Source organism: Pectobacterium parvum, from assembly GCF_020971565.1.
Classification (GTDB): Bacteria; Pseudomonadota; Gammaproteobacteria; order Enterobacterales; family Enterobacteriaceae; genus Pectobacterium; species Pectobacterium polare.
The window spans coordinates 3,962,147-3,977,091 of sequence record NZ_CP087392.1; the positions used below are offsets into that span (position 1 = coordinate 3,962,147).

General features: G+C 52.1%; 12 protein-coding genes. 8 read left to right on the forward strand and 4 right to left on the reverse strand.

The annotated features are described in order from the left end of the window. Positions 1-522 precede the first annotated feature (522 nt). The 4 genes from LOZ86_RS17880 to LOZ86_RS17895 are packed head-to-tail and all read left to right on the forward strand — an operon-like array spanning position 523 to position 3,366. Entirely contained in the window at positions 523-1,281 is a 759-nt protein-coding gene (locus tag LOZ86_RS17880) for a transporter substrate-binding domain-containing protein (RefSeq protein WP_039483597.1), read from the forward strand. A 6-nt stretch (positions 1,282-1,287) separates the two neighbouring features. Beyond that, complete coding sequence (locus LOZ86_RS17885; protein ID WP_039483594.1) at positions 1,288-1,968, forward strand: amino acid ABC transporter permease; 681 nt, start codon at positions 1,288-1,290, stop codon at positions 1,966-1,968. Beyond that, a complete protein-coding gene (locus tag LOZ86_RS17890) occupies positions 1,965-2,690 on the forward strand; it encodes an amino acid ABC transporter ATP-binding protein (protein ID WP_230242542.1) in 726 nt (241 codons plus the stop codon). Before LOZ86_RS17885 ends, LOZ86_RS17890 begins: the two co-directional genes overlap by 4 nt. Before the next feature lies 1 nt (position 2,691). Then, entirely contained in the window at positions 2,692-3,366 is a 675-nt protein-coding gene (locus tag LOZ86_RS17895) for an amino acid ABC transporter permease (RefSeq protein ID WP_039513044.1), read from the forward strand. Between the two features lie 85 nt (positions 3,367-3,451). Here the strand turns inward: LOZ86_RS17895 and yacL are convergent, their stop codons facing one another. Further along, on the reverse strand, positions 3,452-3,811 hold the full coding sequence (yacL, locus tag LOZ86_RS17900; RefSeq protein WP_010286830.1) for a protein YacL: 360 nt from the start codon (positions 3,809-3,811) through the stop codon (positions 3,452-3,454). Positions 3,812-4,016: 205 nt separating this feature from the next. Beyond that, positions 4,017-6,614: a bifunctional aconitate hydratase 2/2-methylisocitrate dehydratase gene (gene acnB / locus LOZ86_RS17905; RefSeq protein ID WP_230243171.1), complete on the reverse strand. Its 2,598-nt coding sequence runs from the start codon at positions 6,612-6,614 to the stop codon at positions 4,017-4,019. Positions 6,615-7,059: 445 nt separating this feature from the next. Between acnB and LOZ86_RS17910 the strand changes: the two genes are divergently transcribed. Then, on the forward strand, positions 7,060-7,566 hold the full coding sequence (locus LOZ86_RS17910) for a DUF3060 domain-containing protein (RefSeq protein ID WP_039483583.1): 507 nt from the start codon (positions 7,060-7,062) through the stop codon (positions 7,564-7,566). Positions 7,567-7,709: 143 nt separating this feature from the next. Here the strand turns inward: LOZ86_RS17910 and LOZ86_RS17915 are convergent, their stop codons facing one another. Next, positions 7,710-9,110 carry an RtcB family protein gene (locus LOZ86_RS17915; protein ID WP_039483580.1) on the reverse strand — a complete coding sequence of 467 codons (1,401 nt, stop codon included), beginning with the start codon at positions 9,108-9,110 and terminating at the stop codon, positions 7,710-7,712. Between the two features lie 260 nt (positions 9,111-9,370). On the opposite strand from LOZ86_RS17915, the gene LOZ86_RS17920 reads away from it, so the two are divergent. Beyond that, the gene (locus tag LOZ86_RS17920; RefSeq protein WP_039317193.1) at positions 9,371-9,682 is read left to right on the forward strand and encodes an ArsR/SmtB family transcription factor; all 312 of its coding nucleotides are present in this window, start codon (positions 9,371-9,373) and stop codon (positions 9,680-9,682) included. Positions 9,683-9,763: 81 nt separating this feature from the next. Here LOZ86_RS17920 and LOZ86_RS17925 read toward each other — a convergent pair whose 3' ends face one another. Next, positions 9,764-12,058 (reverse strand): TonB-dependent siderophore receptor, encoded by a 2,295-nt coding sequence (locus LOZ86_RS17925; RefSeq protein ID WP_039483577.1) that lies wholly within the window; start codon positions 12,056-12,058, stop codon positions 9,764-9,766. 422 nt (positions 12,059-12,480) lie between these two features. Here LOZ86_RS17925 and LOZ86_RS17930 point away from each other — a divergent pair, with 422 nt between their 5' ends. Beyond that, a complete protein-coding gene (locus LOZ86_RS17930) occupies positions 12,481-13,464 on the forward strand; it encodes a helix-turn-helix transcriptional regulator (protein ID WP_039513047.1) in 984 nt (327 codons plus the stop codon). A gap of 107 nt (positions 13,465-13,571) precedes the next feature. Next, on the forward strand, positions 13,572-14,900 hold the full coding sequence (locus tag LOZ86_RS17935) for an MmgE/PrpD family protein (RefSeq protein ID WP_039513048.1): 1,329 nt from the start codon (positions 13,572-13,574) through the stop codon (positions 14,898-14,900). The last annotated feature ends 45 nt before the right edge of the window (positions 14,901-14,945 follow it).

Here is a 14,945-nt window from a genome sequence, read left to right on the forward strand (position 1 = left end):
TTCTCGCGGATTCAAAGGCGAGCGCTGAATCACCAATCTCCCCCACACCAGATCTCATGCGAACACGCGATATCTCAGCGTAGCCGCAGATCGGTTCTCCCATAAGATAATTGATTGGACAAAATTTGCACATTAAGAAAGAGGTGATTATATTTATCATTCAGTAGTTCTTTTGGTGATAATAACGATAACCAATAGTTACAATATAAAACTACTTGTCTTGTAAGTTTAAATTAAGGTTTAAATGGCGCATTGCTGAGGCTCTGTATTCTGGCAGAAATACGGCTCTTGTTTGAAATGTGGCTTTTACCCTTTGTCGACAGCGATAGTGGCAATACTTTTCTCCTATGGTTGATTCAAAATACGTATGTATCTTCCTACCCTAAATAATTCGAATTTCAGGCAGGCAGCAAGAGAAGGAATCCCGATGAGCTTACTCAGGTAAGTGATTCGGGTGAGTGAACGTAGCCAACGCACATGCAACTTGAAGTATGACGGGTATATTACATTCAGGAGTCCAGCATGTTACTCAAAACGTTTTTATTAGGCACAATTTTAGGAATAACCTCATTTACGGTTTTCGCCGCCAATCCTGTCGATGGAAAGACACTTAACGTTGCGGTTTCTCCCGCTTCACCACCGATGCTATTTAAATCCGCTGACGGTAAATTAGAAGGGATCGATCTTGAACTCTTCTCTTCTTATTGCAAGGAGAGAAACTGCAAACTGAAAATAACAGAATACTCATGGGATGGCATGCTGGGTGCCGTAGCAAGTGGTCAGGCTGATGTCGCATTTTCAGGGATATCCATCACGGATAAACGTAAGAAAGTCATGGATTTTTCCGCTCCCTATTATGTGAATTCATTTAATTTGGTGAGCTTGAATAATCGCGACATAGACTTGAGCGATCTGAAAAATTTACAAAAATACTCCGTAGGGTTCCCCAGAGGTATGGCTTACGCCGATTTGATAAAAACCGATCTGGAACCCAAAGGGTATTACTCGCTCAGCAAAGTTAAACTTTACCCCTCTTATAATGAAACCATTGCCGATTTGAAAAATGGCAATCTAGATCTCGCCTTCATAGAGGACCCGGTTTACTTTAACTACAAGAACAAGCAAAAAGCCCCGATTGAAAGCCGCTATGTTTTCAAAGGCGTTGACCACCTTGGGTTTGCCTTTAAGAAAGGTTCACCGGTGCGCGATGACTTTAATACCTGGCTGAATGAACAGGGTGAAGCAAAAATATCGGGCATCGTAGATAAGTGGATGAAATAAAAAACGATGTCATCACAAGACATGATAAACATCTATTATTTCTTGTTTGAAGGTGTCAAGTACACGCTCATCGTTACATTGACGTGTTTTGCATCAGCCTTGGTTATTGGGTTAACCGTCGCCGTGTTACGGCGACTGGTTTCTCCCTCGGTGAAGAACATACTGGATATTCTGGTCTTCATTTTTCGTGGTATTCCCGTTTTAATCGCCGTTTTCCTCGTTTATTTTGGCCTTCCGGCAATAGGCCTGAGCATTCCCCCCCTGCTTGCCATGAACATTAGCATTGGATTAATCAGCGGGAGTTATCTTGCGGAAGTGTTCCGCGGTGCGCTTCAATTGGTCGATCCGTCAGAGATTACCGCCGCCAAGACCGCAGGTTTAGGGAAATTACAAATTATAAGATACATCGAGCTACCACAAATGCTCCGCTTTTCCGTTCCTGGGGTAGCCAACGAATTCTCATCGGTATTAAAAGCCACACCTTTTGCCTACACCGTGGGTATACCAGAAATCACCAAGCAGGCCATGTCCCTGACCGCAGTCACGATGAACGGTCTGGTCATTTATACGCTGGCGGCAATCCTTTATTTTCTCATTTACAAATTATCTATTATCGCCGTAAGGCGGCTTGAAATGAGATTTCAGGTAACGGGCGATGGCTTGAAAAATCAGGGTGGCAATAGATGACGTTAATAGAATTATGCGAGGTCAGTAAGACACTCGGTAGCAAAAAGGTACTGGATAATCTCAATTTACAGATTGAGCATGGCGAAATAAAAGTCGTTATGGGCCCACCTGGCTGTGGCAAAACGACGCTGCTGCGCTGTCTGGCCCAGCTTGAAAGCCCGGATACGGGTAATATATTTTTTCATGGTCAGAACGTTGCCGATAAAAAATTTAATATTCTCGATTTCAGGAAAAAAATTGGATTCGTTTTTCAGAACTACGCGCTATACCGCCATCTGAACGTTATGGACAATATTACTCTGGCGCTGCGTAAAGTCTTTAACGTCTCCGAACGTGATGCCAGAACTAAAGCCTTATATGAACTGGAAAGGCTGGGGATGGAGGAGCACGGTATGAAATACCCTTCACAGCTCTCTGGCGGCCAGCAACAGCGCGTTGCTCTCATCCGCGCTCTGGTCACCGATCCTGAAATCATTGTGTTTGATGAGCCGACATCCGCCCTCGATCCGCTCATGACCCGTGAAGTGGGTTCGCTCATTAAGCAGCTTCACCGGCGGAAAGTCACCATATTATGCGTCACCCACGATATACGTCTGGCTAAACAGCTGTGTGACAGAGTGACCTTCCTAAACTATGGCAGGATCCGGGCCGAAGGATCTTTCGCAGAGCTGTCAGCCCTCAATGGCGAACCGGACATTCATTATTTTTTTGGAGAAAAGTAATATGCTTGCCGGATGGATGAGTTTTTATCACGAGCTGATAGATCAGCTTCCTCTGGTGCTTGATGGAATCAGCGAGACAGTAAAGCTGGCGATAGTGGTTTCTCTCACGGGCTTTTTCTGGGGCATTGTTATTTTTTTTCTGAGTATCAGTAATCGACCTGCCGTTAAAAAGCTAACAGAAATGTATATGGACTTCTTTATCGGCACGCCATTAATTCTTATTTTATTTGTCATGTATTACGGCTTGCCACAAATCGGTATTAACTTGTCGCCTTTCGCTGTCGCGGTAACGGGATTTACCCTGAATATCGGGGCTTATAACGCCGCCTATATGACCACCGCTTATAACTCCCTGAACAAGTACGAGGCGGAAGCAGCCGTCGTACAAGGGTTTAGCCAGTGGCAAATATTCCGCTTAATGATATTACCTCAGGTATTAATCACCTCAGTGCCCGCACTGACTAATCAGGTCATTAATAATATCAAGGACAGCACTATCGCTTTCCTCATCCAGTACACTGAATTTTTTTCCCGCATTCAGGAAGTCGCGGCAACTAACTTTGAGTTTTTCAGTGCCTACCTGTTCGCTGCGCTGGTTTACTTAGTCCTGATTTCTTTTATTGTGCTGCTGTCCAGAATCATTGAACGCAAGCTGCTTGTCCTCACTCAGGCCTAACCTGACAGTGAGCGATGATGGATGCAGATAACGGTCAAAGGTTCCCCGCGTACTGATTCCAGCACGCTTTTCCTTCACCGTTCTGTCAATGCAGGACGAATTCGCGGTACTTTTCCACCAGCGTCAGAAAATCATCCAGACCGCATAAAGACAGGCTCTCTTCATCGTAATAACTCATGCCCTCTTCCAGCTCATCCGTGGTGAAAGACAGCTGATTTGCCTGCACCATCACTTCTTCTTCATCCAGCGACAGCGTGTATTCATGGCCCACGCGCCGCCACTGCCGCTCGCTGCCTGCGACGGAACGCGCTGCATCTTCGACGTCAGTCAATATCGTCAGTTGGCCTTTCACTTCTTCATTGAACCAGTGCCCGATCGCTTCATGTCCCATCGACATACGAACGATGACCTGGCCCGTCACATCCCGCAAAAATTCATAGTCCATGATGCCATCCTCACTGTTATGTTTCTTTTGTTCAGTTTAGTCACCTCTGCCCCCTATCGTCGTGATACGCCTTCACCTTTCATGCTGCAAAGGCACGATGCCAACCGCCAATGCACAGGCAGCGTGAGGTATGACGCGTATAAAACGGGCAGAAAAAAAGGAGGCACAAGGCCTCCTTCGGTGTAGAGATGCGAACTATAGCGAGTTAGACCGCCGTCTGGAAGATCACGCTATCCGCTTTCTCGGTATATTGACCTAACTGGTCAAAATTCAGATAGCGATAGGTGTCCTGCGCGGTTTTATCCACCTGCGACATGTAGGTCTGGTACTCTTCTGACGTCGGCAAGCGACCCAGCAATGAGGCAACCGCAGCCAGTTCGGCAGAGGCCAGATACACGTTAGCACCGGTTCCCAAACGGTTCGGGAAGTTACGAGTCGAGGTAGAAACGACCGTCGCACCATCCGCTACGCGCGCCTGATTACCCATACACAGCGAGCAGCCTGGGATCTCGATACGCGCTCCGCTCTTACCAAACACGCTGTAGTAGCCTTCTTCGGTCAGCTGTGCCGCATCCATCTTGGTCGGCGGCGCAACCCACAGGCGGGTCGGCAGCTGGCCTTTGTGGCTATCCAGCAGTTTACCTGCCGCACGGAAGTGACCGATGTTGGTCATACAGGAACCGATGAAGACTTCATCAATCTTCTCGCCCTGCACGTCAGACAACCAGCGCGCATCGTCTGGATCGTTCGGCGCACACAGGATCGGCTCTTTGATGTCGGCCAGATCGATGTCGATCACCGCGGCGTACTCGGCATCGGCATCCGCTTCCAGCAGTTGTGGATCGGCCAACCATTTTTCCATGCCCTGAATACGACGCTCCAGCGTACGACGATCGCCGTAGCCTTCGGAGATCATCCACTTCAACAGCACGATGTTGGAGTTCAGATACTCAATGATCGGCGCTTTATCCAGCTTGATCGTACAGCCAGCCGCAGAACGTTCCGCCGAGGCGTCGGTCAGTTCAAACGCCTGCTCGACTTTCAGATCTGGCAGACCTTCGATTTCCAGAATGCGACCAGAGAAGATGTTCTTCTTGCCTTTCTTCTCAACGGTCAGCAGGCCTTGCTTGATGGCATACAGCGGAATGGCGTGAACCAAGTCGCGCAGCGTAATGCCCGGCTGCATTTTGCCTTTGAAGCGCACCAGAACGGATTCCGGCATATCCAGCGGCATCACGCCCGTCGCGGCAGCAAACGCCACCAGACCGGAGCCCGCAGGGAAAGAGATACCGATTGGGAAACGGGTGTGGGAGTCACCGCCCGTACCGACGGTATCCGGCAGCAGCATACGGTTCAGCCAGGAGTGGATAACACCATCGCCCGGACGCAGCGATACGCCGCCACGGTTCATGATGAAATCAGGCAGCGTGTGGTGCGTGGTCACGTCAACCGGCTTCGGATAGGCCGCGGTGTGACAGAACGACTGCATCACCAAATCAGCGGAGAAGCCCAGACAGGCCAGATCTTTCAGCTCGTCACGGGTCATCGGCCCGGTGGTGTCCTGTGAACCTACAGACGTCATCTTCGGTTCGCAGTATTCGTCAGGGCGAATACCCGCGACGCCACAGGCACGTCCTACCATTTTCTGCGCCAGCGAGAAGCCTTTTTTGCTGGCTTCAACCGCTTTGGAAATACGGAAGATATCGCTGTGCGGCAAGCCCAGTGATTCGCGCGCCTTGGACGTCAGTCCACGGCCGATAATCAGCGGAATACGGCCACCAGCGCGGACTTCATCCAGCAAGACGTCGGTCTTCAGCGCAAAGGTCACCAGCACTTCATTGGTGTCATGACGACGCACTTCACCTTCATACGGGTAGATATCAATCACATCGCCCATATTCAGATCGTTCACATCGACTTCGATCGGCAGCGCACCGGCATCTTCCATCGTGTTGAAGAAGATCGGAGCGATCTTGCCGCCCAGCACCACACCACCGCCGCGTTTGTTCGGGACGTGAGGGATATCATCCCCCATGAACCACAGCACGGAGTTGGTTGCCGATTTACGCGATGAACCGGTACCGACAACATCACCGACGTAAGCCAGCGGGAAGCCTTTCTTGTTCAGTTCTTCGATCTGTTTGATCGGGCCCACGGCACCAGGTTGATCGGGATCGATACCTTCACGGGCGTTTTTCAGCATCGCCAGCGCGTGCAGCGGGATGTCAGGGCGTGACCAGGCATCAGGTGCCGGAGACAAGTCATCCGTGTTGGTTTCACCGGTGACTTTAAAAACGGTAACGGTAATTTTTTCCGCCAGTTTCGGGCGGGACAGGAACCACTCGGCATCAGCCCAGGATTGAATCACTTTCTTGGCGTGCGCATTGCCTGCTTTCGCCTTTTCTTCCACATCGTAGAAGTTATCAAACATCAGCAGCGTGTGGGACAGCGCTTCGGCGGCAATCGGTGCCAGCTTGTCGTTGTCTAACGCATCAATCAGCGGATGAATGTTGTAGCCCCCTTGCATGGTGCCCAGCAGCTCAATCGCTTTTTCCTGGGTGACCAGTGGGGAAGTGGCTTCGCCTTTGGCGACGGCAGCCAGAAAACCGGCCTTCACATAGGCGGCTTCATCAACGCCGGGGGGGACACGGTTAATCAGCAGGTCAAGCAATACTTCTTCTTCGCCCGCCGGGGGATTCTTGAGTGACTCAACCAGCGCGGCCATCTGCGTGGCATCTAACGGTTTAGGAACAATCCCCTGCGCAGCCCGGTCGGCTACGTGCTTACGATATTCTTCTAGCACGACGTTCTCCTCGCTCTCATTGTCTTCATTATGCCCGGCGCTCTTGTTCCCGCTTGTGGTGTCCATGCCTGGGTGCCAGCGTGTGGATGTAAGGTAGTAGAGTGTCCGGTCCAGCCTCGTCAGCATATCAGGATTTGAATTGATTGTTAATTCGTTCACATAATAGCAACATTAATTTTTATTCAACTATGCTATGTGCCCAATTTCACTATCACTAAAAAATGCCGACATCAGCAGAATAGCATGTCCCTGACGGCGCACACTAACTATGCTGAGTTAACCACATAATAGGTAAGTTTTTAACAACATAGCGCGATTAATCATCGTTTGATGGCGTAGCGATAATCAGAATGTTCGCAATAGAGTCGGGAAAAGTGTTAACAGATGATAGGTGCCTTCACGGCAATGATGCCGGATGACCTCTTTGATCACAGGAAAAAACGCCATGAAGATAACACGGTATCTGCCAATGGTTTTCGTCTCTGCTTTCGCATTCACCGCATCCGTCTATGCCGCCCCTATCGAGCTGGAGGGGATCGGTTTAACGCGCGATATTCCTTGTAATGGCAATGATGTCACTATTTCAGGCAACGGCAATCACATCGTACTGACCGGCAAATGTGCCGATATTTCCGTCGCGGGTTCCGAGCACAACATCACGTTCGATACCGCCACATCGCTCACCGTAACCGGTTCAGAGATTGCCGCCACAGGTCAATCGACAGGTGACTTGACTGTCGCCGCGTATAAAAACACCATCCGCACGCACATCCTTGCCGAGGATAAACCAGCGAAGGTGAATGTGACGGGTACGGAACATCATCTCGATCTGGATTTTAAAGGCCCCGCCGTTGTTTCCTTCAATGGCATCAGCAACCGTCTCTCATGGGGAGGAACAGAGCCGAAACTCTCTTCTAGCGGTGCTAATAACGTCATCAAGCAAAAACCATAATTTGCTGCGTTTATTCCTATGACAGATACCTGACGAACGGATTCCGGTAACGAAGAACACACGACCCAATCGACAGCTCGCCGATTGGGTCGTCATTTTTAGTACAAAGACTATCGAATCACTTCCCGCTAGAGCGGGTCACATCAGGCCTTAAACGTCAGCCACGGGCGTAGCCGTGCTACAGGTTGAATCAGCCCTGACTGCGCCTGAATATCAATCACAGGCGCAACCGGTTTATAGGCTGCTGGCGCTTCTTCCCGCAGGCGTTCGTCTTTCAGCGTGATGCATTGCCAAGGCAACGTATCTGCCTGCTTCGCCGTATCGACCTTGTTACGCATACTTTGCCGCCGTTCGGCACGCCCCGCACCGTGTGAACACGACCACAGCCAATCGGGATTTCCCTTCCCTGTAACGAGATAAGAGTAATCGCCCATTGAACCGGGAATCAGCGCAAATTCCCCGGCTTTGGCGGGCGTCGCCCCTTTACGATGCAGATTCATTCCATGTTCCGGCAGGATAATGTTATGCGACAGATCGACCACCAGCTTGCTGGCGTCATGCGTAAACACCTGCTTCCAGGAAGAGCGAATCAGTTCAGTCAGCACGATCCGGTTGATCCACGCATAGCGGGCGGCGACGCCCATGGCTTCCATATAGTCCGTCGCCTGCTCATCAACCAGACCAAACAGGCCGGATGTCGGATATTTCTCTCCCGCAGGCCAACAGGCTCGCGCTTTATCGATCCCACGCTGGCCGACATAAAAGCCCACGTCCCGTGAACCTGTGTGAATCATCACCACGACTTCGCCTTCCTGTACGCCGGCCTGATACGCCGCGTGCCTGTCCAACACGGCATCGACAATTTGCAGCTCAACGAAATGGTTACCCGATCCTACCGTGCCCAGACTGGAAGGTCGAAGTATCTCGCGAGGCGCAAAAAACGGCTCAGGCGCATGCCGACTATTGGCACGAACCGCATCGGTTCCGGCGATGGAGCCGAGTTCCGCCGACAGCCGCCGGAAGTCCACCTCCTGCCAAAGCCCCTGCTGAGGCAGTGTCGCCAGCCACGCGGACAACCCCTCATCAAAGAGCGCAGAAAACGAATCCGGCGTAACGGGAACATCACGCCGATCCAGCAGTAACGTGTTTTTGAGTGACTGAATCAGCGCAGGTTTGTGCTCATCCGCATCCGTATGATGCACGCCCGTCGTCAGCAGTCGCATGCCGCAATTGATATCCGTCCCAATCGCCGCAGGGATAACGAAGTTCTCCGTTGTGGCGACAATGCTGCCGACGGGCGCAAGCGTACCGGGATGGAAATCCGGCGTCGCGCGAGCAGCACAGACGCGTGCATCGCTGCCCGGTAGGTGAACCGAGGCGAAATCCAGCAGTTGCTGAACCGCCTTTTCTTCCAGCGGCAACGTGTCCGGCAACAGAACCTGCGCTTCCGCATGCTGCCTGCGGAGATGATAAATAGAATGTTGGTAATCGGTGTCTATCCCCAAACGGGATAAACGTTTTTGTAAGCGAGTAAATGTAGACATGGTGCTACCTAGAAAAACAAAAAATCGCTCCTCCCGTTTCGGAGAGAAGGTTGTTTTTCCTGCAGCAGCAGATTCAGGAAAGGATGTCGCGCCATTCTAGGGAGGAACGCCCCTATTGTAAACCGCTGGTCGCATCGCGCTGGCTCCGTTATGCGCTGTTTTATCGATGTCAGTCATTATCCTCGCTCATGGCCAAGGGTATGATAAGCTCAATATATTAGGCATCACTAAATTAGTCAGTTACGCAGGATGGTAGGAACATGGCGTTGAGCAATTCGGATCGGGAATTCATGCAGGACGGTGCGGCAAAAGCAGCAGCGATGCTGCGCGCGATTGGCAACGAGAACAGGCTACTGGTGCTTTGCCTGCTTATCGAGCACGGCGAAATGTCGGTTGGCACGCTGCTTGAACACATCCCACTCAGCCAGTCCGCCCTCTCGCAGCATCTGGCAAAAATGCGTGAAGAAGGGTTGATTAGCTATCGGCGCGAATCACAAACGCTGTACTACCGCATCGAAAATCAGGACGTGGAAAAAATCGTCGCCACCTTAAAAGGCATTTTCTGTCCCTGATAGCGGCAACGGCACGCCATAAGAAATGCCACGGCACAATAGCACCGTGGCGTTCGCGATTCAGTATGACGGATATAACACTTAGAACGACGTATTCACGCTAACAAAGAAAGTCCGTCCCGGTTCGTTATAGGTTGCCGCACCGGCACCCGCGATGGTAACCACGTTATTGTTCACCACATCCTGCGCATTACCCGCACGGAACAGGCGTTTATCAAACAGGTTATCGACACCGCCGGTCACGCTCAGGTTCTTGTTAAACTTATAGGTACTGCTTAACCCGAACAGCGCATAAGGGCTTAACTCATTGGTTGCGCTACCCGTTACGCGCTCACCTTTGTAGTTATATTTCTTCGGCTTCTGGCGACCATACCAAGTCACATCGGCCAGGAAGGAAAGGCTCTCCGTCGCCTGCCAGTCCACCGATGAATTCAGGGTAAACTCCGGCGTAATTGACAGATAATCGCCCGTGGTTTTATTTTTCGATTCCAGCATCCAGGTCAGGTTGTTACGCCAGTTGATGGTCTCCGTGACGGGAACGGTCAGGTTACCTTCCAGTCCCTGAATAACGGCTTTCGGCACATTGCCCCACTGGAAGATATTGGCATTAGCATATTGAGCATTGGTGCCGCCCACCGCTTTGCCGATGACATTGTTGCCTGCTTCAATCTTGTTGCGGTAATCGTTATGGAAATAGGTGATGCCAGCGATCAATCCATCACGGTGAAACTCCAGACCAATTTCTTTATTCAGGCTGGTTTCCGCCTTCAGGTCTTCATTACCGATCAGGTAGCAAGACGTGCCGCCAGCACAGCCCTGTCCACGGCTATAAAGGAGATAATTCTCGTTAGTCTGGTATAAGTTCGGCGCTTTGTAAGCACGAGCAATACCTAACTTCAGCGTATAGTCGTCACCCAGTTCCTGCGACAGGTTGAGCGACGGGCTCCAGTTGGTGCCGGCCGTGCTGTGATGATCGACACGCAGTGCTGGCGTCAGCATGGTACTGTCCGTCAGTTGGACGTTATCTTCCACGAAAGCGGAAGCCAGACGAGCAGCGGATTTCTCACTACGACCGCTGCTGCTCAGTGAACCCACACTGCCCGCTTCGGTTGTCGTCTGCAAGTTCGAAACCGGATCCTTCATCTTCTGCTCGTTCCACTCAACCCCGAACGTGAGCACCTGATCGACCCAGACATTTAGTGGAATATTGACTTCGTTATGTGCAGTGAAATTATCCAGCGTTATCGTGCCATATTGGTTCGGACTCGTCGTATCAAAAATCCCTTCTAAACCGCCAGACAGTCCCTCAAGGATACGGGTATTGTGCGTGCGTTCGTATTGCAGGTACGACGTAGAGCTGACGCCGCTGTCCCAGTAGCCGCGATGCGTGACCGCAAAGTTCTGGCGGTACATGCGGTTGGTTTCCTTGCCGTAATTACTCACGACAAGCGGGTTGGTGTTGGTATTTTGCGAATCGCCCGCATAGATATTGCCCTGACGGCTGGAACCCGCTTCGAACTCCAACGCCTGCTGCTTGGTCATATCCCAACGCAACAGGCCGTTGATATCTTTATTACGCACGCCTTCACGCCCGGAAGGCAGTGAAGCTGACTGATTGCCCGCGCGTGCGGACTGATGCCCTTGGTTAATATCGCGTGCATCAGCCTCGGTTTTATTCAGGTTGCCGTACAGACGGAAGCTCAAGCTGTCAGTCAGTCCGCCCATCAGGCTGAAATCGGTACGCTTGGTGGCACCTTCTGAACTATGCTCCGGCGCATTCAGGTAGGTGTTCCAGGTGCCATGCCATTCCTGACTTGGCTGTTTGGTGATGATGTTAACCACACCGCCCGCTGCGCCGTTACCATAACGCGCCGCGGCTGGGCCGCGCAGCACTTCAATGCGCTCGACCATATCGGCAGGCACCCAGTTGGTATCACCACGGGTATCGCGCTCGCCGCGCCAGCCGTAACGTACTGCCGTACGGCTCGACACGGGTTTGCCATCCACCAGAATCAGCGTGTTTTCCGGTCCCATGCCGCGGATATCGATCTGGCGATTGTTACCGCGCTGGCCGCTGGTTGAGTTACCGGACAGATTGACGCCCGGCATGGTGCGAATCAGATCGGACAGATCGTTAGCAGGCGGACGCTTGCTGATATCTTCAGCCGTAATCACCGACACGCCCGGAGCCTGACGGGTTTGCTCAGCCGCCGTCACCACCATCGTATCGCCCGATGCTTTACTTTCGGCCTGATTCTGCACCTGAGGGGCAGGTTCTGTTGAAGGCGAGGTCTGCGCAGCGCTCAGAAACGACGTCATCCCGCAGCTAACGCCAATGAGCGTCGCCAGATAACGACGCGATTGTGGTAGTTTCATCAAAATTATCCTGCCCTGTAAGAAATGAATAAGTAGCCTGAAAAAGGATCAACATCGCAGCCGGTACAGCGACACCTAACGACAATCAGCAAAACGCTGAATAACGGCGGAGATAAAACGCGCAAACGTGGCGGTTATCGGGGAGAAGCGTCATGCCAATGGCATTATGTCGTGTTGTTATGAAATGCTGTGTGTAATCAATCAGCCCTTTTCTCCGCATTGCCGGAAATGGAAAATGCATTTATCGTGCAATGTGACGTCCTCAACGAAAAATGCTATTGAGAAGTATTTGCATTACCATTTTGGCGCGGTCATTGTTACATTTGTTATTCAGGACGGGGTTTGCTCTAGCAGCAAAATGTTTTGCCAAAGCATCAAAATGGAAGGCGCAGGTCGAAGGGTTTAATCAGGTAGGTAATCACGTGCGCAGCTTCACTCAGTCATCAAAGCCGATCTATAAAGATCATATCGTTCAGCAATCGAGTCTGGTCGCGAATAATTACCGTTTTATCGGGCCTCGGCTAATCGATAACACGCCAGTGCTATTCGGGTCGTTCACTGTCGTACAGCTCAATCCCCATCTGATCCTGCATACTGCGGATGTGATTAATCGCCACAACATGAAAACTCAAAACCTGCTGGATGGCGCGATCAAGCTGGCCATCGTGGTCAGTGGCAACGCACATATCTCATTTGGCCATCAGGAACTGCATCTGGGAGAGAGTCAGCCCGCCTCGCTGATTGCACTAACGGAGCCGACGATGTTTACCCGAATCGGCAAGCGTGATGAATATGAACGAACGATTACGCTGACGTTCGACAGGGAATGGCTGTACGGCAATATGATGGATACCGTTGGCGACTGGCAGGCCATCCACGATTTCACGCAGACTCACCTGGCAATACACCTGTGGACACCGTCCCGACAGGCATTGGCGATTGCCTTACAAACGCTGGACGCTGAACCTTGCCAAACGCCGCTCCAGCGCCTTTATCTGGAAATGCAGTGTATGAGCCTGATTATCGAGGCGTTTACCTCATTGACCGCCAGCGTGGCGCAGGACAAAAGCAGCGGCGTTACTCTGCGCAGCTACCACCGTATTCAACAGGTCAGAGACATGCTGGAAAGCGGTAGCGCCGACCACCTTTCGATGAGTGAAATCGCCAAAAGCGTCAACATGAGTGAAAGCACGCTACAGCGCCATTTTCGTCAGACGTTCAATATGAGCGTGTTTGAATACCTGCGTAACTGCCGTTTGCAGCGCGCCATGCTGGCCTTGCAGAAAGACGGCATCGGTATTGCACAGGCAGCCAGCATCGCCGGTTACAACAGCCCCGCCAACTTTGCCACCGCCCTGCGCCGTGCATTCGGTATTACGCCGGGACAGCTAAAAGACCGTTTCTGATCCTCAATCACTAATAACCAAATGGAATTTATTATTCCGTTTGGTTATTAATCGCTATTCAGCGATGCGCAGTAAATTAGTATTTTTCTGCCAGCACATGACTATCCATGACCAATCAGACTGATATCACCGCAACGCTTGCCCACCACATCATCCATAGCGCCCCCAATCGAGAAGCGATTGATGCCGCCCGCGACGGGGTGACTGACTTTGTTTCCACCGCACTTCCCATCGCACAGGGAGCGATTGCCGATAGCGGGCTTGCGCCGTTAAAGCAGGTCTTCAGCGGCACGGACAGCCTGACGCGCAGTCTGATCCTGGGTTATGCCGGTCACGTACTGGACTTTGACGATTATCATCCGGCGTTTCGTGGACATCCCAGCACCGTCATTCTGCCTGCCCTGTTTGCCCTGGCAGCAGAAGACTCATCCATCACGGAAGAAGCATTTTTGACGGCGTATGTGATCGGCGTGGAAGCCGCAGGCAGAATCGGGCTGGCATGCGGCCCGCGTCATTACAGCCTCGGCTACCACAACACGGCTACGCTCGGTGCTATCGCCGCTGCCGCAGCCGCCGCACGTCTGGCTGGTGCCTCGGTAGAACAGACGCAAACCATTCTTGGCTTGGCTGCCACACAGGCCGCCGGGCTAAGAGCGCAGTTTGGTTCAGCGGTCAAACCGCTACATGCCGGGCTTTCCGCCAGAGCGGGGTTAACCGCCGTCAAGCTGGGCTTAGCGGGCTTCGAGGGCAACGAACAGCAGGTGATTGACGCCTTTCTTGCCGCGCACGGCGATCAAAAACAGCAGCCGGAGTTGCTGGTTGAAAACTGGGGCGCGCCGTGGCGCATGCTGTCTCCCGGTCTGGAGTTCAAGCGCTACCCGACCTGTGGCGGCACCCACAGCGCTGCCGAAGCCGCGTTTGCACTGCGGGAACAATGGCATAAGCAGAATGGTGCGGATGCCGATCTGGCCGATGCCATCGAACATATCACGGTGACTTTCCCACCGGGCGGCGATGTTGCTCCTTTTATCCGTAACGCGACCAACGGCGTAGAAGCACGGTTCAGTCTGGAATATGTGATTGCGGCGGCGCTGATTGAAGGGGAACTGAAGCTGGCACATTTCTCGGAAGCCCCGGTTGAAACTACGATCTCCGCGCTGGCGAATCGCGTCATACGCCGCGCCGATGAAACCGCGCCGCCTGACGAGCTTGACCCGGAAGCACGTTTTCATGAGGTTACGCTGCACCTGCGTGACGGCAGCACGCTAATCCATCGCACCACACGTCAGGAAACCTCAGCGCGCCCCACCGATCTCCGTGCCAAGCTGCAGCAAACCATCGGCTCGCTGACACATCTCGACAGCAGCCAGATCGCCGACCGCTGCGCATTACGGCAGGAAGGCGATCTACGCTATTTGCTTGGGCTACTGTTTTAACAAAATACTGGTTTAACGGGATGCTGTTTTAGCTGGATGCGAGGT